Source organism: Stenotrophomonas sp. Y6 (genome assembly GCF_022436665.1).
In the GTDB taxonomy this organism is placed as follows: domain Bacteria; phylum Pseudomonadota; class Gammaproteobacteria; order Xanthomonadales; family Xanthomonadaceae; genus Stenotrophomonas; species Stenotrophomonas acidaminiphila_A.
In genome coordinates this window covers 233,312-258,058 of record NZ_JAKUKB010000003.1, presented here as the reverse complement: position 1 = coordinate 258,058, position 24,747 = coordinate 233,312, and the positions used below count along the sequence as shown (strand labels likewise).

Genomic DNA, 24,747 nt, shown 5'->3' with positions numbered 1-24,747 from the left:
CGCGATACTTCATTTCCGCCGCGCCGACGGCGGCCCTATCGTGGCGGCCCCGCTCCCCTGCCCCGCGACACCGCCATGTTCGACCAGCTCTTCATCAACGCCATCGGCCCCGACGGTACGCCGCTGGAACTGGCCGTGGCCGGCGGCCGTTTCGCCGCCATCGGCCCGGCCCTGCCGCGCTGCGACGGCGTGGAACAGATCGACCTGGGCGGGCAGCTGGTGCTGCCGGGCCTGGTCGACGGCCATATCCACCTGGACAAGAGCTTCGTCGGCGACCGCTGGCACCCGCACCGTCCCGCACACACCCTGCGCGAGCGCCTGTCCATCGAAAAGCAGGAACTGGCGGCCGCGCCCTCCATCGTCGAGCGCGCCGACGCCCTGGTGGCGCAGGCGGCCGCGTTCGGCACCGTGGCGATGCGCAGCCATGTCGACGTCGACGCCACCACCGGCCTGGACCACCTGCACGCGGTGAACGCGGTGCGCGAGCGCTGGCGTGGCATCGTCGACATCGAACTGGTCGCGTTCCCGCAGGCCGGCGTGCAGTCCTGCCCCGGCACCGCGCAGGTGCTGGACGCGGCGATGCGCGAAGGCGCGCAGGTGGTCGGCGGGATCGACCCGGACACGCTCGACGGCGACAGCACCGGCCAGCTCGACGTGGTGTTCGGCATTGCCGAGCGCCACGGCGCCAAGGTCGACATCCACCTGCACGAACCCGGCCTGGGCGGCATCGAACAGTTGCGGCGCATCGCCGAACGCAGCCGCGCGCTGGGTATGCACGGACGCGTCGCGGTCAGCCATGCCTATGCGCTGGGCGAAGTGGATACCGCGCAGCTGGAGCGCATCGCCACGACGCTTGCCGATGCCGGCGTGGCGATCATGACCAATGCCCCGGGCGACCGCCCGTTCCCGCCGGTGCGGCAGTTGCGCGCGGCCGGCGTGGAGGTGTTCCTGGGCAACGACAACATCCGCGACGCCTGGTGGCCGTATGGCAACGGCGACATGCTGCAGCGGGCGATGCTGCTGGGCTACCGCTCCGGGTTCCATACCGACGAGGAGCTGTGCATGGCGCTGCAGATGGCCACCGGCGCCGGCGCGCGCGTGCTTGGCCTGCAGGACTACGGCCTGGCCGTGGGCAACGAAGCCACCTTCCTGGTGCTGGACGCGCCCAATGCCGCGGCCGCGGTGGCCGGGGTACCGTGCCGCCGCGGCATCGTGCGCCGCGGCCGGCTCGGGCCGGACGCCTGAGCGATCGCCCCGGAGCGGCACGCCCGCTCCCGTAGGTGCGGGGCTTGCCCCGCACGCAGCCGTCCGGTGAAGCCTCGTGCGGGGCAAGCCCCGCACCTACGGCCTCCGCGCGCTTATGCCTGCGGCTGCGCCAGCATCTCCACCAGCATGTCGGCCAGCACCCGCACCTCGGGGTCGGCCGAGGGCCGCATCAGCAGCGCCAGTTCGATGCTGTCGATCTCCGGCAGGCCGCTTTCCGCGCCCAGCACCACATGCGCCGGTGTCACCGTGCGCGCCGGCAGCAGGCTGATGCCGAGCCCATCGGCGACCGCCGCCTGGATGCCGCCGAGGCTGGAACTGGTGAAACTGATGCGCCAGCGCCGGCCCAGCGCCTCGATCGCGTCGATCATGTCCTCGCGGTACAGGCCGCGTGGCGGGAAGGCCACCAGCGGCACCGGGTCCAGTGCGAACGCGGGGCTGGCCGCGCTGTCGATCCAGCGCATCGGCTCGGGCCAGCGCGCAAGCGCCTCGCGGCTGCCGCGGCGCTGTTTGACCAGCGCCAGGTCCAGCTCGCCACGGTCATAGCCCTCGGCCAGCGCGCGGCTCAGGCCACTGCTGACCTCCAGCTTCACCCGTGGGTGGCGCCGGCTGAAATCGGCCAACAGGTGCGTGGTGCGGCCGCCGGCGAAATCCTCCGGCACGCCCAGGCGCAGGGTGGTGGCCACCCCCGCGCCGGACAGCGCCTCGCCCAGTTCCTCGTTCAGCGCCAGCAGGCGCCGCGCATAGCCCAGCACGGTCTCGCCGGTATCGGTGGGGCGCACGTCGCGCACGCCACGGTCGAGCAGCCGGTGCCCGGCAAGCTCCTCCAGCCGCCGCACCTTCTGGCTGATCGTGGACTGGGTGGAATGCAGGCGCGCGGCGGCGGCGGTGAAGCTGCCGCAGTCGGCCACCGTCAACAGGGCGCGCAGCAGATCGAGGTCGAACAGCACCCTATTCGATTTCGGACTGTTTTCCATCGGTACATTTCATTTCTGGATGGACGCACCGGCTTGTAGCATCGCCCCGGAGCGCATGCAAACACCCGCCCGCCGCGCTCCTCCCGGCGCCGCGCGCAGCGCAGACCCGGACAGGCGGCGACCACCCCGCATCGGCTCGACGTACCGCGACCCGGCGCGTGCCCGGCCGGTGCCTGCCGCCCTCTCCTCCCGCCGTGCGGGCAGCCACGCCCGCCCTGGAACGCACCGAATGAACACCACGCTCCGCTTCGCCTTTTCCTCGCTGCTGGCGCTGGCGTCGCCGGCATTGGCCGCACGCCTGGATGCCGATGTGCTGATCCGCCACGCCACCGTGGTCGATGTCGAGCACGCCCGCACCCTGCCCGGCCAGGCCGTTGCGATCCGCGGCGGCGACATCGTCGCGGTCGGCGCGGACGCGACGCTGGCCGGCCAGTGGCGCGCGCACAGAACGCTCGATGCGCGCGACCGCTACCTGATCCCGGGGTTGTGGGACATGCACGTGCATTTCGGCGGCGGCCCGGCGCTGGTCGAGGAGAACAAGGCATTGCTGCCGCTGTACGTCGCCCATGGCATCACCAGCGTGCGCGACGCGTCCGGCGACCTGCCCGGGCAGGTGCTGGCGTGGCGGGCGCAGATCGCCGACGGCCAGCTGTTCGGGCCGCAACTGTTCACCTCCGGCGCCAAGATCGAAGGCATCGCCCCGGTCTGGAAGGGCACCCTGGAAGCCGGCGACGAGGCCGGCGTGGACGCCGCGCTGGACCGCGAACAGCGCGACCAGGTCGATTTCGTCAAGATCACCGACAGCACGCTCAAGCCGGAGCTGTTCCTGTACGCAGTGTCCGAGGCGAGCAAGCGCGGCCTGCGCACCTCGGGCCACATCCCGATGGCGCTGACCGTCGGCCAGGCCATCGACGCCGGGCTCAGTTCCATCGAGCACCTGGACTACGCGTTCCAGGCCGGCGTTCCGGACGAGGCCCGGATCGCCGCTGATTTCGCCGCTGGCCGCATCGACCGCGCCGAGGCCAGCCGCCGCCTGCACGAGGGCTTCGACCGCGCCACCGCGCTGGCCGCCTATCGCCGCTTCGCCGAACGCGGGGTCGCGGTCACGCCCACGCTCGACGGCAGCCGCATCCTCAGCTTCCTCGACAGCGAAGCGCATGCCGATGACCCGTACCTGGCCTACATCGGCCCGGGCCTGCGCAAGACCTACGCCTGGCGCGTGGAGCGCGCCGCCAGCGCCACGCCGGAACAGGTCCAGGCGCGGCACGCGCGCCATGCCCGGGTCGCGGCGGTGCTGCCGCTGCTGCAGGAGGCCGGCGTGCGCATCATGGCCGGTACCGATGCCGGCTTCCTCAATTCCTACAACTATCCCGGCATTGGCCTGCACAACGAACTGGCGCTGTATGTGCGCCATGGGCTGACGCCGGCGCAGGCACTGGCCACGGCCACCCGCAACGGCCCGGCGTGGTTCGGCAGGCTGGACCGCTATGGCGCCATCGCCGCCGGCAAGGCCGCCGGCCTGGTGCTGCTGGAGCGCAACCCGCTGCAGGACATCACCGCGACCGGCAGCATCGACACGGTGGTGTTGCGCGGCACCGTCTACGACCGCGCCGCGCTGGATGCGATGCTCGCCGGAATCCGTGCCCAGGTCGCCATCTGGAACGCCGAAGCCAGCCCCTGATCAGCGGATGCCTGCGGCGCTTTAGCGGCCGCTCCGGCCCCGCCCCCGCGCGGACGGCGCAAGCGCGCCTTCCGCGCGCAATACGGCGGGACGCGGCGCGGCGCAGGGCGCACAATAGGCACCCTGCTTTACGCGCCCGCGCGCCTGTTCATGACCTCCCCGACCCCGCTGCAGCCCACGGTCCCCGTCGCCCGGCTGTCCAGCTTCTATTTCTTCTACTACGCCGCGCTCGGCGCGTTCACTCCGTACTGGAGCCTGTACCTGCAGTCGCGCGGCATGGGCGTCACCGCGATCAGCGTGATGATGAGCCTGTGGTACGCCACCCGGGTGGTCGCACCCAGCACCTGGACCTCGCTGGCGGCGGTCTCGCCGCGCCCGATCCGCTGGCTGCGCGTCGGCTGCGTGTTGACGGTGATCAGCTTCGCCGGCTTCCTGCTGCCGCAGCCGACGTGGACGCTGTATGCGGTGATGGTCGGGTTCTGCTTCTTCTACAACGCGGTGATGCCGCAGTTCGAGTCCATCACCCTCACCCACCTGGGCAGCGACAGCCACCGCTACGGCATGATCCGGGTATGGGGCTCGCTGGGCTTCATCGCCGTGGTCACGCTGTTCGGCTGGGTCATCGAACGCCATGGCGCCGGTCTGCTGCCGTGGCTGATGCTGCCGCTGTTCGTACTGATGACCGGCGCGTCCTTCGCCAACCGCTATGCCCGCCATGTCGGCACCCATGCTGCGCACGTGCAGGGTTTCTGGTCGATCGTGCGGCGGCCGCCGGTGCTGGCGTTCTTCATCGCCGCATTCCTCGAGCAGCTTTCGTTCGGGCCGTACTACACGTTCTTCTCGCTGTACATGGACCAGCATGGCTACAGCACCTCGCTGCTGGGCCTGATGTGGACGGTGGGCGTGGTGTTCGAGGTGGCGGTGTTCTTCCTGATCGCCGGCTTCTTCCGGCGCTGGGACGCCAGCTGGCTGCTGATCATCTCCATGGCCAGCGCCGCACTGCGCTGGTGGGCCACCGCGCTGTGGCCGGAGGACCTGCCGGTGATGCTGGTGGCGCAGGCCACCCACTGCCTGGGCTTCGCCGCGTTCTTCGCCTCGGCGATGCAGCTGCTGGCGCGCTACTTCCCCGGCAACCTCAACGGCCACGGCCAGGGGCTGTTCTACGGGTTCTCGTCGGGCCTGGGCGGCGTGCTCGGCGCGCTGATCGCCGGCCAGCTGTGGCCGTTCGGCGACGGCAAGGTGGCCTTCATCGCCGGCGGCTGCTTCGCGCTGGCCGGCGCGGTGATCGCGTTCTGCTTCGTACCGGAAAGGAACCGCCGTGGACGCGGGGCGTCCCCCGCATGCCCTGGCGGGCATCGCGACGCCCCCTGAGGCAACGTGCGGGGCAAGCCCCGCACCTACCAGACCAGGTCGTCGGGTACCTGGTACATCGGGTCGGCATAGGGGTCGTCCCCGGCCGGTGCGTCGGGGTCGACCTTCAGTGCCACGGCCGGGGCGAAGATCTTCTCGGCCTCGGCCAGCAGTTCGGCCGTCACCAGCAGATAGCGCCCGTTCTGCTGCAGCACGCCCAGCTGCCCGGCATTGAGCGCCTTGAGCTGGTCGGCGGTGACGTAGATGCGCTTGATCTTGCCGCCATAGGGAAAGTGGCGGGCGATATCGGCGTCGGGGTCGTTCAGCCCCTTGTCCTTGATCAGCTCGTCCAGCCGGGCCTTGGCCTCGCGGCGCAGGCGGGCTTCTTCCTGCTTCCGGCGTTCGGCCTCGATGCGCTCGTCCTTTTCCTTCTGCGCGCGGATCGCATACGCCTTGGCCAGGTCGATGTCTTCCTGCGAACGCGGCTTGCGCGGCCCCTGCGGGCCGCCATGGGCGGGCTTGTTGGCGTGCGCCGGCTTGCCGGCATGGCCGGGCTTGCCAGCGGGCTTGTTGCCGGCCTGCGCCGGCCTGCCCTGCGGGCGGCCGTCGCGGCGGGTGTCGGGCTTGCGCTCCGGCTTGGGCGCGGGCTTGAAGCCCAGCCCGAGGAGCTGGTCGCGGAGAGTGTCGCTCATGCGTGCGGTACGTCGTATCAGTAGTGCGGGGGCGGCGGTTCGCTCGCCGGGTCGGAGGCATTGAGCGCATTGCGCACCTTGCCCAGGTCCTCGAGCAGCACGCGCAGCACGTCGGCGTTGCGACTGCCCTGCATGCGCGCATCGGCCAGCGCTTCGCTCAGCTCGGCCAGCGCGTGCTCCTGGAAGGACACACGCATTTCAAGTTCCACCAGGCGTTCTTCCAGGGCCTGTTCGCGGGCGCTCGGCAGCAGGTCAGACATGCAGGGAGCGCCCCCGGCCGATGCCGTAATAGGCCAGCCCGGCCGCCTCGATCTCGCGCGGGTCGTACAGGTTGCGGCCGTCGAACACCACCGCGTCGCCCAGCGCCTGGCGGATGCGGGCGAAATCCGGGCTGCGGAACTGTTTCCATTCGGTGACCACGATCAGCGCATCGGCGCCTTCCAGCGCTGCGAACGCCGAGTCGCACAGCACCAGGTCGTCGCGTTCGCCGAAGATACGGCGGGCCTCGTGCATCGCCTCCGGGTCGTAGGCGCGCACCCGCGCGCCGGCCTCCCACAGCTGCGCCAGCAGGCGGCGGCTGGAGGCTTCGCGCATGTCGTCGGTATTGGGCTTGAACGCCAGCCCCCACACCGCGAAGGTCTTGCCGCGCACGCCCTCGTCCTCGCCCCGGTCATAGTGACGCTGGACCAGTTCGAACAGGTGCCCCTTCTGCGCCTCGTTCACCGCTTCCACCGCCTCGAGCAGGCGCGGCGCATGGCCGTACTGCAGGGCGGTGCGGGCCAGCGCCTGCACGTCCTTGGGGAAGCACGAGCCGCCGTAGCCGGCGCCGGGATAGATGAAGTGCCAGCCAATGCGCGGGTCCGAGCCGATGCCCTGGCGGACGTGCTCGATGTCGGCGCCGACGCGCTCGGCGATGTTGGCGATTTCGTTCATGAACGAAATCTTGGTCGCCAGCATCGCGTTGGCCGCGTACTTGGTCAGCTCGGCCGAACGCACGTCCATTTCCACCACGCGGTCGTGGTTGCGGTTGAACGGTGCGTACAGGCGGCGCATCACCGCCACCGGCGCGTCGCTGGCGGCGCCGATGATGATGCGGTCCGGGCGCATGCAGTCGGCCACCGCATCGCCCTCTTTCAGGAATTCGGGGTTGGAGACCACGTCGAACGCGATCTCCACGCCGCGCGCGGCCAGTTCCTCGGCGATCGCCGCGCGGACCTTGTCGGCGGTGCCCACCGGCACCGTCGACTTGTTGACCACCACGGTCGGCACCTGCAGGTGCCTGCCGATGGTGCGGGCCACCGCCAGCACGTACTGCAGGTCGGCGCTGCCGTCCTCGTCCGGCGGCGTGCCGACCGCGATGAAGACCACCTGGCCATGCGCGATCGCGGAGGCCGCGTCGGTGGTGAAGGCCAGCCGCGACGCGGCATGGTTGGCCTTGACCATCGGTTCCAGTCCCGGTTCGTAGATCGGGATGATGCCCCGGTTCAGGCCGTCGACCTTGGCCTGGTCGATGTCGACACAGACCACGTCATGCCCAACCTCGGCCAGGCAGGTCCCGGTGACGAGTCCGACGTAGCCGGTACCGAAAATCGCAACGCGCATGGGTGCAGGGGCTCCGTGGGGTTACTGCAGGACGCCCAGCAGCTCGACGTCGAAGGTCAGCGTCGCGTCCGGGCCGATCGGGCCGCCCGGGGTGCCGTTGCTGCCATAGGCCAGTTCGGACGGGACCCAGAACCGGTACTTGGAACCGACCGGCATCAGCGACACGCCTTCGGTCCAGCCCTTGATCACCTGGTTCAGGCCGAAATCGGCCGGCTGGCCGCGCTGGTAGCTGCTGTCGAACACGGTGCCGTCCAGCAGCTTGCCCTCATAGTTCACGCGCACGCGGCTGGTGGCCATCGGGCGCTCGCCGCTGCCGGCGCGCAGCACCTGGTACTGCAGGCCCGAGGCGGTGGTCACCACGCCCGGCTGGGTCTTGTTCTTGGCCAGGAACGCATTGCCTTCCTCGCGGTTCTTGCCGGCGGCGGCGGCCTGCTTGGCGGTGCTGAACGCCTGCAGCGTGGCCTGCGCCTGCTGGCGGTCCATCAGCGGCGTGCCCTTGGCGAAGATGGTGCCGATGGCCTGGAACACCGCGTCCAGGTCGATGTCGCCGCGGATCGGCGCCAGCGACGGGCCGACGGCGTAGCTGCCCAGCATCAGGCCGACCTTTTCGCGGTCCACCGCCGGCGGCTGGCTGCCCGGCGCCATGCCCGGCACCTGCTGGCCGGAACGGATCATCATCGCCATGCGCAGCGCCTGGTCGGTCTTCTGCGCTTCTTCCTGCGACAGCAGCGGCTGGCCGCCGGCGAAGGCGTTTTCCACGGCACGGCGCAGCGCGGCGACGTCGACTTCCGAGGCGATGGGTTCGAACGAACTGGCGACGTCCACGCCGATGGCATAGCCGATCTTTTCACGTTCCGAGGTCAAAACGGACTTCTCCTTGGTGGCCGCCGGGGCGGCAGGTTGTTGCGCGATCACGGCCGCGGGGACCGCCAACGCCAGAATCATCAGCGACGCCACGGCGCCGCGCTTTCCCATCTTCATTCGCTGCTTTCCTGGAAGTGAACAGACGCCGGCATCGGCGCGAAGGGCGCCATTGTCGCACGCACACCGGCGATGTCGAGGCGGTGCGCCGCCGCGCGCATCAGCGGCGGCCCGGCACCGGCCGCGCGAGTTCGCGCTCGATCGCCGCGCGCAGTTCCGGGTCGTCCGGGCGCACCTTGCTGGGGAACTGCGCCACCACCCGGCCGTCGCGCGCGATCAGGTACTTGTGGAAGTTCCAGCCCGGCGCCACGCCGGTCAGGCGGGCGAGGTCGCGGTAGAGCGGCGTGGCCTCGGCGCCGGTCACGTGCACCTTCTGGAACATCGGGAACTTGACCCCGTAGGTCAGCGTGCAGAACTCCTGGATCTCCGCCTCGCTGCCCGGCTCCTGGCCCTTGAAGTCATTGGAGGGAAAGCCCAGCACCGCGAAACCGCGCCCGGCAAGCGCCTGGTGCAGGGCTTCCAGCCCCTCGTACTGGGGCGTGTAGCCGCATTTGGAGGCGGTGTTCACCACCAGCAGCACCTTGCCGCCGTACTCGCGGTTCAGGTTCACCGGGTCCTTTCCGGCAAGCGGCCGGTAGTCGCGGTCCAGCAAGGCACCGTCGGCGGCGCCCGCCCCCCCGGCCATGAACATGGCAAATGCCACTGCAATCAGGTATTTGCGGATAGACATCGGAATTCTCCTGGGTGTGTGCGCGGCTCGTGCGCAGACTAGGCCATCAGTTGGGTTACAGGGGAGTTGCATGTCGGCGTGTCGGTGTTATAGTTGCATACAACACCAGCCACCCTACACAGGGGGACCGCCATGAACCGAAGGCACCAGCGACATCTTCTCCCGGCACTGACCGCTGCCGGCACGTTGTTGTTGATCGGTTGCACGCTGTCCCTGCCTGCCGGCCGTGGCGCGGTCCAGGATTATGCCGCCGGGACCACCGGCGAAGAGCAGGAGGCCAACGTGCAGGAGAAGAAGCGCCCCATCCGGCGGATGCGGACCAGCCTTTCCCTGCCCTACTTCTCATTCGCACAGTCGCTGAATCCACGGAGCTGACCATGAGCGATATCCAGTGGAGCGATGGCGCTCCCATCTACCGCCAGCTGAAGGATCGCGTCATCGCGATGATGCTGGACGGGGTCCTCAAGCCGGGCGACGCCCTGCCCTCGGTACGCCAGGTGGCGGCCGAGTACCAGTTGAACCCGATCACGGTCTCGCGCGCCTACCAGGAACTGGCCGACGAGAACCTGGTCGAGAAGCGCCGCGGCCTGGGCATGTTCATGACCGAGGAAGCCGCGCGCAAACTGCGCGGCAGCGAGCGCGACCGTTTTCTCAATGAAGAGTGGCCCGGGGTGCTGGAACGCATCCAGCGCCTGGGCCTGACCTTGGAAGATCTGCTGCCACCGGGGACCACACCATGAATGCCGCCGTCGACGCCGTCGTTTCCGCCCAGGGCCTGCGCAAGGCCTACAAGCAGAAGCCGGCACTGGACAACACCAGCTTCACCATCGCCCCGGGCCGCATCGTCGGCCTGATCGGCCCCAATGGCGCCGGCAAGACCACGGCGCTCAAGGCCCTGCTCGGGCTGACCGCGTTCGAGGGCGACCTGCGCGTGCTCGGCATGGACCCGCGCACCCAGCGCAACGCGTTGATGAACGACGTGTGCTTCATCGCCGACGTGGCGGTGCTGCCGCGCTGGATCCGGGTCAAGGAAGCCATCGATTTCGTCGCCGGCGTGCACCCGCGCTTCGACCGCGCCCGCTGCGAGCGCTTCCTCGCCAACACCAAGCTGCAGCCGAAGCAGCGCGTGTCCGAGCTGTCCAAGGGCATGGTGGTGCAGCTGCACCTGGCGCTGGTGATGGCCATCGACGCGCGCGTGCTGGTGCTGGACGAGCCGACCCTGGGCCTGGACATCCTCTACCGCAAGGAGTTCTACCAGCGCCTGCTGGAGGACTACTTCGACGAACAGAAGACCATCATCATCACCACCCACCAGGTCGAGGAGATCGAGCACATCCTCACCGACGTGCTGTTCATCCGCGACGGCCGGATCGTGCTCTCGGCCGACATGGAGAACGTGTCCGAGCGCTATACCGAGCTGCTGGCATCGGCCGACACCCTGCAGGCCGCACGCGAGCTGTCGCCCATCGACGAGCGCGCGCTGCCGTTCGGCAAGACCGTGCTGCTCTACGACGGCGCCGACCGCACCCAGCTCGACGCCCTGGGCGAAACCCGCAACCCCGGCCTTGCCGACCTGTTCGTGGCCATCATGAAGGGAACCTACGCATGAACGCCGTCCATCACATCACCCCGCTGGGCAAGTTCAAGTGGCTGCTCAAGCGCGAGTACTGGGAAAACCGCGGCGGCTTCCTGCGCGCGCCGCTGGTGGCCGGCGGCATCTCGCTGCTGCTATCGCTGATGGCGATCATCGCCGGCCTGATCGCCGCCCGCCGCGCCGCCGAGAACGGCGACCTGCACATCAACGGCATCCAGGTCAACGGCCTGGACCTGGGCATGCTGACCCAGCACATGACCCCCGCGGACATCGCCAAGTTCGGCGAGGGCATGAACATGACCCTGCTGCTCAGCTCGGCCTGGCCGTTCATCACCCTGGCGTTCGTGGTGTTCTTCTATTGCCTGGGCGCGCTGTACGACGACCGCCGCGACCGCAGCGTGCTGTTCTGGAAATCGATGCCGGTCTCGGACACGCAGACGGTGCTGTCCAAGCTTGTCGGGGCGCTGGTCATCGCCCCGCTGCTGGCGGTGGTCGCGGCCATCATCACCATGTTCGGCTTCATGGTCATGATCAGCCTGGTGGTGCTGTTCCACGGTGGCAACCCGGTGACCCTGATCTGGGCCTCGTCCAATCCGTTCTCGATCGCCGCCAGCCACCTGGCCTGGATCCCGGTCTACGCGCTGTGGGCGCTGCCCACCGCCGGCTGGCTGCTGTTGTGCTCGGCCTGGGCGCGCAGCAAGCCGTTCCTGTGGGCGGTGATGCTGCCGGTGTTCGCCGGCGTCATCGTCAGCTGGTTCGATCTGATGAAGCTGTTCGGCCTGAACAGCGGCTGGTTCTGGGGCCACGTGGTCAGCCGCCTGCTGCTCAGCGCCACCCCGGGCATCGAACTGGCCTACCGCAGCCCCACGCCGACCGGCGAGTCGGTCAAGTCGATGCTGCATGGCTTCTCGCCCGGCGTGCAGCTGGCGGGCCTGGCCAACCCCGAGCTGTGGGTCGGCGTCGTGGTCGGCGCCGTGTTCATCGCCGCGGCGATCTGGCTGCGCCAGCGCCGCGACGACACCTGATCCCCCGCTGTCGATCCGCCCCCCCATCCGCCGTGACCCCGAGGAACCCGATGGACATCAAGCACGCGACGATCAAGCCCCTGCTGTTCGCCCTGGCCCTGCTGCCGGGCGTGGCCCTGGCCGACGAACACTGCAAGTTCAGCCAGCCGCAGGCAATGGACCTGGCGCTGGCCGGGGTCAAGGCCGTGGTGTTCGAGGTCAACAGCCATGACCTGCGGCTGCAGGCATCGCCCGGCGCCCGCGCCGCCCTGTCCGGCCGCGCCTGCGCGTCCAGCCAGGACCTGCTCGGCCAGCTCTCGCTCACCCAGGAAAAGGTCGGCGACAAGCTCGTCGTCCGCCTGCAGCGCGAGAGCCGCGGGCTGAACATCGGCTTCGGCTCCAGCTATGCGTGGCTGGACATCACCGGCACGCTGCCCGACACGCTGCTGGTGCAGCTCAAGGTCGGGTCCGGCGATGCCTCGCTCAGCGGCGCCCAGGCGATGAGCGCCGATGTCGGCTCCGGCGACGTCAAGGCCCGCGACATCAAGGCGCTGGCCACCGCCGCGGTCGGCTCCGGCGACATCGAGCTGGACAACGTCGGCGCGCTGCACGTGGTCTCGATCGGCTCGGGCGATGTCCGCGTCGGCGGGGTGCGCGGCGATGCCAGGGTCGGCAGCATCGGCTCGGGCGACCTGGAACTGCGCGACGTGCAGGGCAACGTGGAGATCGACAGCATCGGCTCGGGCGACGCCGACATCGGCGGCGTCCGCGGCACGGTCGGCCTCGGCACCCTGGGCTCGGGCGACCTGCGCGTGCGCGATGCCGGCGGCCTGCGGGTCCGGCATAGCGGCAGCGGTTCGATCGACCACTCCGGCATCCGCGGCACCGTGGAACTGCCGAAAAAGCGGTGATATTCCCTTCTTGCCAGCAACGGAAGCACTCCCATGAAAACCCTTAAAGCCCCCCTGCTCGCGCTGGCGCTGTGCCTGCCGCTGCTTGCCTGCGGCGAACGCCCGCAGGCCGATGATCCGCTCGGCGAAGCCAGCATTGGCCAGAAGGTGCGCGAAGCGACCAACCGCGCGCGCAAGGAAATCACCGAGAAGAACATCAGCATTTCCAGCGATGGCGGCGCCAAGGTGGAGATTTCGCCCGCCGGCGACCTGCTGATCGATGGCCGCAAGATCGCGGTCGACGACGCCCAGCGCAAGCTCCTGCTGGAGTACCGCGCGCAGGTGGTCCAGGTCGCCGAGGCCGGCATCGAGATCGGCGTGCAGGGCGCCAACCTTGGCGTCCGCGCCGCCGGCGAGGCGCTCAAGGGCGTCCTCTCCGGCGACACCGAGCAGATCGAGAAGCGGATCGAGGACGAGGCCAGGAAGCTCGAGCAGAGCGCCACCCGCATCTGCGACCAGCTGCCGGCGATGCTCGCCACCCAGCAGCGGCTGGCCGCGGCCATCCCCGAGTTCAAGCCCTACGCGAAGATGGACCAGAGCGACATCGATGAATGCCGCAACGGCCGGGTGACGACGCGCTGACCGCCAGCGGCGGGGGAGCGGTAGAATCGGCGCTCCCCCGCCGTACCGCTCCACCCCGCCATGAACAAGCTGCTGCTGTCCCTCCTGCTGGCCTGCATCGCCGCCATCGCCGGTTGCGGCGACCGCGAGCAGTACACCGCCCACCGCGCCGAGCGCAGCAAGCCGAAGATGGAGGTGGGCGCCAACATGGTGTCGGTGCGGCGTGCGCCTTACCCGAACCTGGACATCCTGCCCGACGGCAGGCTGCGCGTGGATGACATCGAGATCCCGCTCGACGAGGCGCAGCGCGCGCTGCTGCGGACCAGCTTCGTCAAGCTGCAGATCCTGCGCCAGAACACCCTGACCGAATCCACCGCGCCCGCCGATGCCAGCGGCCGCACCATCCCGCTGGACGTGCCCGCCGGCGAAACGCCGTTCCCGCCGGACCTGGCCGAGCGCATTCCCGAGTTCAAGCAGTACGGCGAAGCGCTGGCCAACCCGCGCGCACTGCGCTGAATCCCGCGCCGCGGCCGCTCACCCGGCCGCGGTGGCATGAACCGCGCGGGCCGTCAGCGCAGGCCACCGGGTGCCGACGCACCGCCCGGGCCCGCCCGCTCCCGGCGATGCGGTGAACCCGGCATGCAGGCAGGACGCCGGCCTCCAGCAATGCCGGCACCGCCCACGCGAGCTGCGCGGAAACAGGATGCCGGACAGCGCGCGGCGATCATGGATGCGCGGATGCCGCGATCGCGCCGGCGCCGATGCTCGCCCACGCGTCGTGCCGCGGACTGCCGGGTTCCGGCGCCCTCAATGGTCGTGGATGCCCCCACGCGTCAACGCTGCCGGGTCCAGCAGGCGCTTGAGTTCGGCTTCCGGCAGGCCGCTGTCCTCGCGGGCGACCTCCAGTACCGGGCGCTGTTCCCGGTAGGCGCGCTTGGCGATGGCCGCGGCCTTCTCGTAACCGATGATCGGGTTGAGCGCGGTGACCAGGATCGGGTTGCGCGCCAGCGCCTCGCGTACCCGCTCCTGTTTGACCACCAGCCCGGCGAGCACCCTGTCGGCCAGCAGGGTCATCACGCTGGACAGCAGTTGGATGGAATCGAGCAGGTTGGCCGCGATCAGCGGCAGCGCCACGTTCAACTGGAAGTTGCCGGTCTGCCCGGCCACGGTGATCGCGGTGTGGTGGCCGATCACCTGCGCGGCGGCCATCACCGTCGCTTCCGGGATCACCGGGTTGACCTTGCCCGGCATGATCGAACTGCCCGGCTGCAGCGCCGGCAGCTCGACCTCGCCCAGCCCGGCCAGCGGCCCGGAATTCATCCAGCGCAGGTCGTTGGCGATCTTGATCAATGCCACCGCCAGCGCGTTGAGCTGGCCGGACAGCTCCACCGCGTCGTCCTGCGCGGCCAGGCCTTCGAACTTGTTCTGCGCGCTCTCGAAACGGGTGCCCGTGGCGCTCGAAAGCGCCCGCGCCACCTTGCCGCCGAAGCGCGGATCGGCATTGATCCCGGTGCCGATCGCGGTGCCGCCCAGCGGCAGCCGGCGCAGCCGCTTCAGTGCGTCCTCGATGCGCCCCTGCGCCGATTCCAGCTGCGCCGACCAGGCGCCGAACTCCTGCGCGAAGGTCAGCGGCATCGCGTCCATCAGGTGGGTGCGGCCGGTCTTCACCACCTTGCCCAACGCCCGCCCGCGCCTGTCGATGGCGCGCCGCAGGTGCCGGAGCGCCGGCAGCAGGGTCTGCACCGTTTCCAGCTGCGCCGAGACGCGGATGGCGGTGGGAATCACGTCGTTGGAACTCTGCCCCAGGTTGACGTGGTCGTTGGGATGCACGTGGGCCTTGCCGGCCTTGCCGGCCTTGCCGCTCTGGTTGGCCAGCGTGGCGATGACCTCGTTGGCGTTCATGTTCGACGAGGTACCCGAGCCGGTCTGGTAGACATCGACCGGGAACTGCGCGTCGTGCGCACCGGCCGCCACCTCCAGGGCCGCGGCGCGGATCGCCCGGCCCACGCCCTTGGGCAGCAGCCCGAGCCCGGTGTTGACCTCGGCGGCACTGGCCTTGATCAGCCCCAGCGCGCGGATGAAGGCGCGCGGCATGCGCTGCCCCGACACCGGGAAGTTCTGCACGGCACGCTGGGTCTGCGCCCCCCACAGGGCCTCGGCCGGCACCTGCAGTTCGCCCATGCTGTCGTGTTCGATCCGGAATTTCCCGCCCATCGGCATTCTCCCAGCCCTCGTCGAATAAGGCGTCCGAGGATACGCCGCAGCTGCGCATGCCGGCGTGTGCGCGGCGTGCGCGGGCGGCCGTTCCGGACAGGCCGTAGAATATGCGCCCCCGCCCCTTGCCCCTGCCTGCCGACATGACCGAACCGTCCCGCCCGGAAGCCGCCCTGCTCGCCCTGTCCCCGCTCGACGGGCGCTACGCGTCCAAGGTCGACGCGCTGCGCCCGATCTTCTCCGAGTACGGCCTGATCCGCGCGCGGGTGAAGGTGGAGATCGAGTGGCTGCTGGCGCTGGCCGCCGAGCCGGGCATCGGCGAACTGGCCGACTTCTCCGCCGCCGGCAAGGCGCGCCTGCGCGCGCTGGCCGATGGCTTCTCGGTGGCCGACGCCGCCCGGGTCAAGGAGATCGAGCGCACCACCAACCATGACGTCAAGGCGGTGGAGTACTTCATCAAGGAGCGGCTCAAGGACGACGCCGAACTGGCGCCGGCGCTGGAATTCGTGCATTTCGCCTGCACCAGCGAGGACATCAACAACCTGTCCTACGGGCTGATGCTGGCCGAGGCGCGCGGCACCGTGCTGCTGCCTGCCCTGCAGGGCATCGCCGCCTCGCTGCGCCAGCTGGCCCACGCCCAGGCCGCGCAGCCGATGCTCTCGCGCACCCACGGCCAGACCGCCTCGCCGACCACGCTGGGCAAGGAAGTGGCCAATGTCGTCGCGCGCCTGGAACGGCAGATCCGCCAGATCGGCGCGGTCGAGCTGACCGGCAAGATCAACGGCGCGGTGGGCAACTACAACGCCCACGTGGTGTCCTACCCGGACGTGGACTGGCCGGCCTTCGCCGAACGCTTCGTCACCTCGCTGGGCCTGGTGTTCAACCCCTACACCACCCAGATCGAGCCGCATGACAACGTCGCCGAGATCGGCGATGCCGCGCGCCGCGCCAACACCATCCTGATCGATCTGGCGCGCGACATCTGGGGTTACGTGTCGCTGGGCTACTTCAAGCAGAAGCTCAAGGAGGGCGAAGTCGGCTCCTCGACCATGCCGCACAAGGTCAACCCGATCGACTTCGAGAACGCCGAGGGCAACTTCGGCATCGCCAATGCGCTGTTCGAGCACTTCAGCGCCAAGCTGCCGATCAGCCGCTGGCAGCGCGACCTGACCGACTCCACCGTGCTGCGTGCGCTGGGCACCGCGTTCGGCCACACCCAGGTGGCGCTGGAATCGCTGGCCAAGGGCCTGGGCAAGCTGGAAGTGAACCCCCAGCGGCTGGACGCCGATCTGGACGCGGCCTGGGAAGTGCTGGCCGAGGCGGTGCAGACGGTGATGCGCCGCCACGGCCTGCCCAACCCGTACGAGCAGCTCAAGGCCCTGACCCGCGGCCAGGGCATCACCGCCGAGTCGATGCGTGGGTTCATCGAATCGCTGGACCTGCCGGCCGAGGCCAAGCAGCGCCTGCGCGAGCTCACCCCCGGCGGCTACGCCGGCCTGGCCGCATCGCTGGCCAAGGCAATCTGACCCCGGCCCCGGCCGCTGGCCCCGGGCCGGGCTTCCCGCATGCAACGGCCAGGCACCCGCCTGGCCGTTGCCGCATGTGCCCGCCGGGCTGCCGCCGCCAGCGCCCGGCGGACCTCTGGAACAATGACCGCCAATCGTGTAGAAAAGCGCGGTTGAGGTACCGCCAGACGCGGTGACCGGCTTTGCCGGGCAGGACGCACGGGCCTGCAAGACGAAGCGCCATGACAGCCACTCCCTCGGGGTGGCTGTCATGGCGCTTTTTTCATGCCCAGGTTTTCAACAGGGGGATTCATGGGTGCTGTCGAGACATCGCTGACGCGGGATGCGGAGGCCATCGAGGCCGACCGGTTGTTCCTGCCGATGCTGGCGCTGCTGGGGGTGGCGGCGCTGGCGCATGCACTGGATTCGGGTGGCTGGATCCTGTTCGTGGCCGTGTACCTGCCCACCACCGCGTTCGCGGTGCTGCAGGCGCGGCGTGCGCCGGGCACCCGCCGCAGCCGCCTGGCGATCTCCGCGGCGCTGGTCGCGGCGCTGGCTGCCGCCCCGCCCGCGCTCGGCCCCGCCGGCAGCGTGGCCGTGGTCGCCCTGCTGTTGTGCTATCGCGACTGGGTACCGCTGGCGCTGGCGGCGACCGGCCTGCTGCTGTGGTTGACGGCGCTGCAGCCGATGCTGGCCGCGGCACTGCCACGGATGGCCGCGGTCTCGGTGGTAACCGGGATTGCCTGCGTATTCGCGGTGCGGCTGCGCGGTTCCGGTACGGAACCACGACCGCACGCGGACCAGGAAGCCGCCGCGGCTGCACCGCTGCCCGCCGCCACCAGCGCCGCGCCCGGCTTCCATGTCGAAGCCGCGCTGTGCGCGCTGCGCACCGGCATGATGATCGCCGACCGCGAACACCACATCGTCTATGCCAACCAGGCGGTCATCGCGATCCTGCGCAACCAGCGCGCGGAACTGCTCAAGGCGTTCCCGGACTTCGACCCCGAGCGCCTGATCGGCGCCAGCATCCATTGTTTCCACCGCGACCCGGCGCGCATCCGCGCCCTGCTCGACACCCTCGACGGCGCTCACTCCGGCCGCATCCAGATCGGCGAGGCGCATTTCAGCCTGAACGTCACCCCGATGGTCGACGCCGACGGCCAGCGCCACGGCTTCGTCGTCGAATGGCACGACCGCACCGCCGAAGCGCGCATGGAGCACGACATCGCCACGATCATCGACGGCGCCGCGCAGGGCCGGCTGGACCAGCGCCTGCAGGCATCCGGCGAGGCCGGCCTGATGGGGCGGCTGTCCCGGGGCGTGAACCGGCTGCTCGACGCCACCGCCGAAAGCGCCGACGAAATGCGCCAGTTGCTGTCGGCACTGTCGCGCGGCGACCTCGGGCGACGCATCACCCGCGACTTCGACGGGGTGTTCGGGCAGATGAAGACCGACGCCAACGCCACCGCCGAACAACTGGCCGGCATCGTCGCCGGCATCCAGCAGTCCGCCGACCGCATCGCGGCGGCGGCCGGCAGCATCACCGGCGGCAACGACGAGCTGTCCGCGCGCACCGGGCGGCAGGCGGCCACGCTGCGCGAGGCGGCCGCCTCGATGGACCGGCTCACCGCCACCATCGGCGACAATGCCGGGGCCGCGCACCACGCCAGCCAGCTGGCCGAGGGCGCCGCGGCGGTCGCCCGCCAGGGCGGCCAGGTGGTCGACGAGGTGGTGCTGACCATGCGCGCCATCGAAACCGCGTCGCGCAGGATCGGCGAGATCATCGGGGTGATCGACGGCATCGCCTTCCAGACCAACATCCTGGCCCTGAACGCGGCGGTCGAGGCCGCCCGCGCCGGCGACAGCGGGCGCGGCTTCGCCGTGGTCGCCGCCGAGGTGCGCACGCTGGCGCAGCGCTCGGCCGTCGCCGCGCACGAGATCAAGGACCTGATCGGCAACTCGGTGGAGAAGGTCGCCGACGGCTCGGCGCAGGTGGAAAAGGCGCGCCGCACCATGGTCGACATCGTGGCCTCGGTGCAGCACGTCACCGCCCTGACCGCGGAGATAGCGAGCGCCTCGCGCGAGCAGAGCGCGGGCATCGCACAACTCAACCAGACCATCGCGCAGATGGACAGGAGCACGCAGCAGAACGCGCTGCTGGTGCAGGAAACCGGGCGCGCCACCCACGACATGGAGCATGAGGCCGCCCGGCTGGCGCAGGCCGCCGCCCGGTTCCGGCTGGCGCCAGCAGCGGGCACGGCCACCGCGCTACCGCGTGCGGTGTCGACGGTGGCATGGTGACGAAAGGCCCGCGTGGCGGGAAACGATGGACGCTTTTCACGCAAACATGGAACAGGAACAGATGTCGAGCATGCCCCCCACCTCCGCCGGTGCCGCAGGCGGTCCGGAACCGGACGCCGCGCCCACCGCGCCGCCCCCGCGCCCCGCACAGGACAGCGGCGTGGCCCGGATCATCTGCACCGACCCGGCCCTGGCCGCGCGGCTGCGCGCGCTCATGGCCGCGACCGGTGACGCCGAGGTCATCCAGCAGAGCTGCGATTGCGACCGCGCGCCACTGTGCCGGTGGCTCGATCCGGACCCGCTGGGTCCCACCGGGCAGGTCCAGGCCACCCTGTACGAGGCCATCGAAACCCTGGAGCGCAGCCGGCATGCCTTCCGCTCGCGCGAGATGGGGCAACTGCGGCAACGCCTTACCCGCCTGCTGGAGGATCTGGCAGGCGCCGCTTGACCCGGGTGCCGCGCCACGCGCGGACCCGCTTTGCCGGGCAGGACGCACGGGCCTGCAAGACGAGGCGCTGCGGGGGCCGTTCCGGACGGAACCGCCGCCGTGGCGCTTTTTCCATGCTGGTCTTCAACGCAAGAGGGAACCATGGGTGCCGTCGACACACTGCAGGAGCTGATGCGGCGAATCGGGCTGGAGCAGGCGGAAATCAGCGAACGCGGCCGCCTGCTGGAATGGGGGCAGGACGACGCGCGGCGCCTGAACGAAAACGCCGCGCGCATGGCCGCCGCGCAGGCCGCGTTCATCGAGCGGCTGTACCGCCACCTCGATGACTTCCCCGCCCCGGCCGCGCTGCTCGGCGACGCGGGCACCGTGCACCGGTTGAAGCAACGGCAACTGGAGTACTACCAGCGGCTGTGGCAGGGGCCCTACGACCGCGACTACATCGACAACCGCCTGCGCATCGGCCTGATCCACCACATCAACGGCGTCGAGCTGAAGTGGTACCTGGCCGCCTACCGGCTGTACCTGGAGCAGATGCTGGCGCCGCTGTGCGGCCAGGGCGCCGACGTGCAGCTTTTCTCCAGCCTGCTCAAGGCCGTGTTCTTCGACATGACCCTGGCCATCGACACCTACAGCGCCGCCCAGCGCAAGGCGCTGGAGGACAGCGAGGCGCGCTTCGCGCGGGCCCTGCGTGGCGCCCATGACGGGATCTGGGACTGGCATCCCGGGGCGGACACCCTGTACGTGTCCGAGCGCTGGGCAGACATGATCGGGCTGGAGCGGCAGGCCCTGGGCCAGACCAGCGACGCCTGGTTTTCCCGGGTCCATCCCGACGACCTGCCCGGCCTGCACCAGGCCATCAACGCGCACCTGCACGGGGAATCGGACTGGATCCACCACGAGTACCGCATCCGCTGCCGCAATGGCGACTGGCTGTGGGTGCTTAGCCGCGGCGTGGCCGAGGCCGACCGCGACGGACAGCTGCGCATCACCGGCTCGCAGAGCGACATCAGCCGGCGCAAGGCCGTCGAACACCAGCTGCACCACGCCGCCCGCCACGACCCGCTGACCGGGCTGGCCAACCGCCTGCGGCTGGACGAGCTGCTCCTGCATACCCAGCGCCAGCTGCACGACACCGGCAGCGGCCAGGCAGCGGTGCTGTTCATCGACCTGGACCGCTTCAAGCTCATCAACGACAGCTTCGGCCACCTGTTCGGCGACGGCGTGCTGGTCGAGGTCGGCCGCCGGCTCGCGCAGTGCCTGCGCGCCGCTGACCACCTGTTCCGCTTCGGCGGCGACGAATTCGTGGTGCTGCTGGTCGACCCCGGCAGCGCCGGGTGCGCCGAACAGGTCGCCCAGCGCATCCTCGGCCACCTGCACCAGCCGATGCGCGTGGACGACCGCACCCTGGTGGTCAACGCCAGCATCGGCATCGCCACCCTGCATGCCAGCGCCGACCTCAACGATGCGCTGCAGGCCGCCGACCTTGCCCTGCACCAGGCGAAGCAGGCCGGCAAGGCCCAGTTCGCCCACTACAGCGTCGGGCTTCAGGCCAGCGCGCAGCGCCAGCTGGAACTGGAGAGCGCATTGGGCCAGGCGCTGGCGCGTGGCGAGTTCGTGCTGCACTACCAGCCGATCCACCGCCTGGACGCGCACGACCCGCCGATGGCCGGGGTCGAGGCGCTGCTGCGCTGGCGCCACGATGGCCGCCTGGTGCCGCCGCTGGAGTTCATCCCCTCGCTGGAGGAATCCGGGGAAATCGTCCAGGTGGGGGACTGGGTGCTGCGCGAGGCCTGCCGGCAGACCCGGGCCTGGCAGCTGGCCGGGCACCGGCACCTGTACTGCTCGGTCAACCTCTCGCGGCGCCAGCTGCAGCAGGACGATTTCGTGGCACGCGTGGTGGCCATCCTCGACGACACCGGCCTGCCCGCGGCCAGCCTGGTGCTGGAAATCACCGAAACCCACCTGATGCAGGACAGCAACGCCACCCTGGGCGCAGCACTGCGGCGCCTGGCCGCGCTCGGCGTGCGGCTGGCGCTGGACGACTTCGGCACCGGCTACTCGTCGCTGGGTTACCTCAAGCGGTTCCCGCTGCACATGCTGAAGATCGACAAGAGCTTCATCGCCGGCCTGCCCGGCGACGCCGAGCTGGGGGTAATCAGCCGCGCCATCATCGGCCTCGGCCACAGCCTGGGCCTGGAGGTCGTGGCCGAGGGCGTCGAGCACGCCCGCCACCTGGAGTTCCTGCGCGCCGAAGGCTGCCCGCTGGCCCAGGGCTACGGCTTCAGCCCGCCCTGCCCGGCCGCGGTGCTGGAGCGCCTGCTCGAAGGCGGCGCCGCGCCGCTCCCGCCGCTGGCCCCGCCCGCGGCGGTGCTAGGCGCGTCGGCGGCGGCTGGGTGACAATGCGATTTCCGTCGGCGGACTCCGCCGCCCCCGTTTTCCAATGGTATTGCGCGCGATGAAAAAGACTTCCTCCTCCCTGCCCCTCGAGATCAGGGCCAGCGCCCGCCATCCGCTCGGCATGCCCGCCGAGCGCTTCCTGCGCGACTACTGGCAGAAGCGCCCGTTGCTGATCCGTGGCGCGTTCCCGGATTTCCAGACCCCGGTGATGCCCGAAGACCTGGCCGGGCTGGCCTGCGAGGAAGGCGCATTGGCGCGCCTGGTCACCCATGACCGCGCCACCGATGGCTGGACCCTGCGCAACGGCCCGTTCCGCGAGGAGGATTTCCCGGGCATGCCCGACCACGACTGGACCCTGCTGGTACAGGACGTGGACAAGTGGGACCCGGACGTGCGCGCGCTGATCGAGCACTTCAACTTCCTGCCGCGCTGGCGCATGGATGACGTGATGATCAGCTTCGCCGCCACCGGCGGCTCGGTCGGCGCCCATGTCGACCAGTACGACGTGTTCCTGCTGCAGGCCCACGGCCACCGCCGCTGGCAGATCGACGCCAGCGAATCGACCCGGGGCAAGCGCCCGCCGCTGGATTTCCGCCCCGACGTCGAACTGAAGCTGCTGCGCAGGTTCAAGCCGACCCACGACTGGGTGCTGGAACCGGGCGACATGCTGTACCTGCCGCCGAACGTGCCGCACCACGGCGTGGCCGAGGACCCGTGCCTGACGTTCTCCTTCGGCATGCGCGCGCCGTCCTCGGCCGAGCTGATCAGCGACTGGCTGGATGACCTGGTGGCCGACGCCGACGAGGCCATCCGCTACCAGGACCCGGACCTGAAGCTGCCGGAGGACCCCAACGAGATCGACGCGGCGGCGATGAAGCGCGTGGTCACCGCGCTCAATGCGCTGCGCATGAACGACCCCGACCGCCTGGGCGACTGGTTCGGCCGCTTCATCACCACCTACCGCGCCGCCGGCGACATCCTGCCCTCGCAGGCCCCGCCCGCCCCCGCCGACGTGGACGCGGTGCTGGACGAGGGCGGCCTGCTCGAGCGCCACCCGTGGGCGCGGCTGGCCTGGCGTCGCGCCACCCGCGGCGCGGTGCTGTACAGCAGCGGCCATGCCTTCCCGTTGCCGGTCAAGGACGCGCAGGGCCTGGCCGCGGCCGAACGGATCGACGCAGCGCTGTTCCGCAAGCTGTCGGCCAAGGGCCGCAGCGCGGTGATGGAACTGCTGGCCGGCGGCCACTACCAGTTGCTGGACGCCGAGACCCTGGCGGCGATGCAGGCCGAGCAGGATGCGCTCGATGTCATGGAAGACGCGTTCGACGACGAAGCCGACGCACCGGAGCTGGAAATCGAGGTGTTCGAGTACGCCCAGGCCGGCGAAGGCGAGCCGGCCAGTGGCGCCATCGACACCGTGCAGGTGAACGAGGAAGGGGTCGAGGTGGTGGTGATCTGCGACGACGGCGACGAGGACGGCCCGGCGGCATGACCCCGGCGGCGTTCCACGTCGAGGCAGCCGACTACGCCGCCCGGCAGGCGCTGCTGCACGGCGTGCGCCAGGCCGTGTTCGTCGGCGAGCAGCAGGTCCCGGCGGCGCTGGAAAGCGATGACCTGGACCCGCTCAGCCACCACGTCCTCGCGCTGGATGCCGATGGCCACGCCATCGGCACCGGCCGGCTGACGCCGCAGCGCCGCATCGGCCGCATGGCGGTGCTGCCCGGCTGGCGCGGCCACGGTGTCGGCGAGGCGCTGCTGCAGGCGCTGGTGGCCGAAGCGGCGCACCGCGGCTGGGACGAGGTGACCCTGCATGCCCAGCTCCACGCCCGCGATTTCTATGCCCGCAACGGCTTCCTGCCCGAAGGCGCGGCGTTCACCGAGGCCGGCATCGTCCACCAGACCATGCGCCGCCGCATGGGCGGCGCCATGCGCGTGCAGGATGCCGCCCAGGCCGAGGCGGCCCTGGCGGCGGTGATCCACCGCGCCCGCCGCAGGCTCCTGCTCGGCTGCCGCGGCGGCGACACCGCGCTGCTCGCGCAGCCGGCGGTGCTGCAGGCCCTGCGCCGCTTCGCCACCCGCCGCCACGACAAGCAGGCGCTGGTGCTGCTGCACGATGCCGAACCCGCGGCCATGCCGGCCGCGCTGCAGGCACTGCTGCAGCGCCTGCCCAGCGTGTTCGCGCTACGCCAGCCGGTGGACCCGGGCGACCCGGCGCTGGCGCCGGCCAGCGCCAGCAACGACAACGGCGACTGCTACTTTCGTCCAATGGGCGACCGCTTCGAAGGCGAGCTGTGCCTGGACATGCCCGCGACGGCCCGCCAGCAGGACGCGCTGTTCCAGCGCGCATGGGACGCCGCAGCGCTCTGCGAAGGGCTGCGGACACTCGGCATGTGAGCGCTGTCGGGTGCGGACAAGGCATGGCCCGGCATTAACCCGGGGGACAGCGTGTGTGCCCCTTCCTGTCCCCGCGAGGGTATAATTCAGCGGTTTCATCACGCCCGCGCGGCGCCCTGCTGCAAGGTCCCCGCCGGTTCCAGAAGCCATACCCCACAAGCGAATC

General features: G+C 70.4%; 23 protein-coding genes. 16 read left to right on the top strand and 7 right to left on the bottom strand.

Going from position 1 to position 24,747, the window contains the following annotated elements; genetic code table 11:
* Window positions 1-75 precede the first annotated feature (75 nt).
* Window positions 76-1,245, top strand: a complete 1,170-nt coding sequence (locus MKP15_RS04640) for an amidohydrolase family protein (protein ID WP_240211948.1) — start codon at window positions 76-78, stop codon at window positions 1,243-1,245.
* Between the two features lie 113 nt (window positions 1,246-1,358).
* Here the strand turns inward: MKP15_RS04640 and MKP15_RS04635 are convergent, their stop codons facing one another.
* Window positions 1,359-2,240: a LysR substrate-binding domain-containing protein gene (locus MKP15_RS04635; RefSeq protein ID WP_240211947.1), complete on the bottom strand. Its 882-nt coding sequence runs from the start codon at window positions 2,238-2,240 to the stop codon at window positions 1,359-1,361.
* Between the two features lie 229 nt (window positions 2,241-2,469).
* Here MKP15_RS04635 and MKP15_RS04630 point away from each other — a divergent pair, with 229 nt between their 5' ends.
* Together MKP15_RS04630 and MKP15_RS04625 are read left to right on the top strand one after the other, a co-directional pair.
* Window positions 2,470-3,921 carry an amidohydrolase family protein gene (locus MKP15_RS04630; RefSeq protein WP_240211946.1) on the top strand — a complete coding sequence of 484 codons (1,452 nt, stop codon included), beginning with the start codon at window positions 2,470-2,472 and terminating at the stop codon, window positions 3,919-3,921.
* 150 nt (window positions 3,922-4,071) lie between these two features.
* The gene (locus tag MKP15_RS04625) at window positions 4,072-5,292 is read left to right on the top strand and encodes an MFS transporter (RefSeq protein WP_240211945.1); all 1,221 of its coding nucleotides are present in this window, start codon (window positions 4,072-4,074) and stop codon (window positions 5,290-5,292) included.
* A 26-nt stretch (window positions 5,293-5,318) separates the two neighbouring features.
* On the opposite strand, the gene MKP15_RS04620 is transcribed toward MKP15_RS04625, so the two are convergent.
* The 5 genes from MKP15_RS04620 to MKP15_RS04600 form a co-directional block, all read right to left on the bottom strand.
* Window positions 5,319-5,963: a DUF2058 family protein gene (locus tag MKP15_RS04620; protein ID WP_240211944.1), complete on the bottom strand. Its 645-nt coding sequence runs from the start codon at window positions 5,961-5,963 to the stop codon at window positions 5,319-5,321.
* Between the two features lie 17 nt (window positions 5,964-5,980).
* Window positions 5,981-6,223 carry a SlyX family protein gene (locus MKP15_RS04615; RefSeq protein WP_104939070.1) on the bottom strand — a complete coding sequence of 81 codons (243 nt, stop codon included), beginning with the start codon at window positions 6,221-6,223 and terminating at the stop codon, window positions 5,981-5,983.
* The gene (locus tag MKP15_RS04610; protein WP_240211943.1) at window positions 6,216-7,565 is read right to left on the bottom strand and encodes a UDP-glucose/GDP-mannose dehydrogenase family protein; all 1,350 of its coding nucleotides are present in this window, start codon (window positions 7,563-7,565) and stop codon (window positions 6,216-6,218) included. The genes MKP15_RS04615 and MKP15_RS04610 overlap by 8 nt, the downstream gene beginning before the upstream one ends.
* A 21-nt stretch (window positions 7,566-7,586) precedes the next feature.
* Window positions 7,587-8,546, bottom strand: coding sequence for an FKBP-type peptidyl-prolyl cis-trans isomerase (locus MKP15_RS04605; RefSeq protein ID WP_104939072.1), 960 nt, complete (start codon window positions 8,544-8,546; stop codon window positions 7,587-7,589).
* Window positions 8,547-8,646: 100 nt separating this feature from the next.
* Entirely contained in the window at window positions 8,647-9,177 is a 531-nt protein-coding gene (locus MKP15_RS04600; RefSeq protein ID WP_240212076.1) for a glutathione peroxidase, read from the bottom strand.
* A 171-nt stretch (window positions 9,178-9,348) separates the two neighbouring features.
* Between MKP15_RS04600 and MKP15_RS04595 the strand changes: the two genes are divergently transcribed.
* Genes MKP15_RS04595 through MKP15_RS04565 form a run of 7 tightly spaced genes read left to right on the top strand, consistent with a single transcriptional unit; the run spans window position 9,349 to window position 13,841 of the window.
* On the top strand, window positions 9,349-9,591 hold the full coding sequence (locus tag MKP15_RS04595) for a hypothetical protein (protein ID WP_104939074.1): 243 nt from the start codon (window positions 9,349-9,351) through the stop codon (window positions 9,589-9,591).
* Window positions 9,592-9,593: 2 nt separating this feature from the next.
* On the top strand, window positions 9,594-9,956 hold the full coding sequence (locus MKP15_RS04590; protein ID WP_240211942.1) for a GntR family transcriptional regulator: 363 nt from the start codon (window positions 9,594-9,596) through the stop codon (window positions 9,954-9,956).
* Window positions 9,953-10,825 carry an ABC transporter ATP-binding protein gene (locus tag MKP15_RS04585; RefSeq protein ID WP_104939075.1) on the top strand — a complete coding sequence of 291 codons (873 nt, stop codon included), beginning with the start codon at window positions 9,953-9,955 and terminating at the stop codon, window positions 10,823-10,825. Before MKP15_RS04590 ends, MKP15_RS04585 begins: the two co-directional genes overlap by 4 nt.
* Entirely contained in the window at window positions 10,822-11,835 is a 1,014-nt protein-coding gene (locus MKP15_RS04580; RefSeq protein ID WP_161614040.1) for a hypothetical protein, read from the top strand. Before MKP15_RS04585 ends, MKP15_RS04580 begins: the two co-directional genes overlap by 4 nt.
* 50 nt (window positions 11,836-11,885) lie before the next feature.
* Window positions 11,886-12,725, top strand: coding sequence for a DUF4097 family beta strand repeat-containing protein (locus tag MKP15_RS04575; protein ID WP_240211941.1), 840 nt, complete (start codon window positions 11,886-11,888; stop codon window positions 12,723-12,725).
* A gap of 33 nt (window positions 12,726-12,758) precedes the next feature.
* Complete coding sequence (locus tag MKP15_RS04570) at window positions 12,759-13,346, top strand: DUF2884 family protein (RefSeq protein ID WP_240211940.1); 588 nt, start codon at window positions 12,759-12,761, stop codon at window positions 13,344-13,346.
* 60 nt (window positions 13,347-13,406) lie between these two features.
* Window positions 13,407-13,841 carry a hypothetical protein gene (locus MKP15_RS04565; RefSeq protein ID WP_240211939.1) on the top strand — a complete coding sequence of 145 codons (435 nt, stop codon included), beginning with the start codon at window positions 13,407-13,409 and terminating at the stop codon, window positions 13,839-13,841.
* Window positions 13,842-14,132: 291 nt separating this feature from the next.
* Here the strand turns inward: MKP15_RS04565 and MKP15_RS04560 are convergent, their stop codons facing one another.
* Window positions 14,133-15,539: a class II fumarate hydratase gene (locus MKP15_RS04560; RefSeq protein WP_240211938.1), complete on the bottom strand. Its 1,407-nt coding sequence runs from the start codon at window positions 15,537-15,539 to the stop codon at window positions 14,133-14,135.
* A 143-nt stretch (window positions 15,540-15,682) separates the two neighbouring features.
* On the opposite strand from MKP15_RS04560, the gene purB reads away from it, so the two are divergent.
* The 6 genes from purB (at window position 15,683) to MKP15_RS04530 (ending at window position 24,581) form a co-directional block, all read left to right on the top strand.
* Window positions 15,683-17,065, top strand: coding sequence for an adenylosuccinate lyase (purB, locus tag MKP15_RS04555; RefSeq protein ID WP_240211937.1), 1,383 nt, complete (start codon window positions 15,683-15,685; stop codon window positions 17,063-17,065).
* Window positions 17,066-17,356: 291 nt separating this feature from the next.
* Window positions 17,357-19,345, top strand: a complete 1,989-nt coding sequence (locus MKP15_RS04550) for a methyl-accepting chemotaxis protein (protein ID WP_240211936.1) — start codon at window positions 17,357-17,359, stop codon at window positions 19,343-19,345.
* A gap of 160 nt (window positions 19,346-19,505) precedes the next feature.
* Window positions 19,506-19,793, top strand: a complete 288-nt coding sequence (locus MKP15_RS04545; RefSeq protein WP_161615480.1) for a hypothetical protein — start codon at window positions 19,506-19,508, stop codon at window positions 19,791-19,793.
* A 141-nt stretch (window positions 19,794-19,934) separates the two neighbouring features.
* A complete protein-coding gene (locus MKP15_RS04540) occupies window positions 19,935-22,190 on the top strand; it encodes an EAL domain-containing protein (RefSeq protein ID WP_240211935.1) in 2,256 nt (751 codons plus the stop codon).
* Window positions 22,191-22,248: 58 nt separating this feature from the next.
* The gene (locus MKP15_RS04535) at window positions 22,249-23,679 is read left to right on the top strand and encodes a cupin domain-containing protein (protein ID WP_240211934.1); all 1,431 of its coding nucleotides are present in this window, start codon (window positions 22,249-22,251) and stop codon (window positions 23,677-23,679) included.
* Entirely contained in the window at window positions 23,676-24,581 is a 906-nt protein-coding gene (locus tag MKP15_RS04530; RefSeq protein ID WP_240211933.1) for a GNAT family N-acetyltransferase, read from the top strand. Before MKP15_RS04535 ends, MKP15_RS04530 begins: the two co-directional genes overlap by 4 nt.
* Window positions 24,582-24,747: the final 166 nt, after the last annotated feature.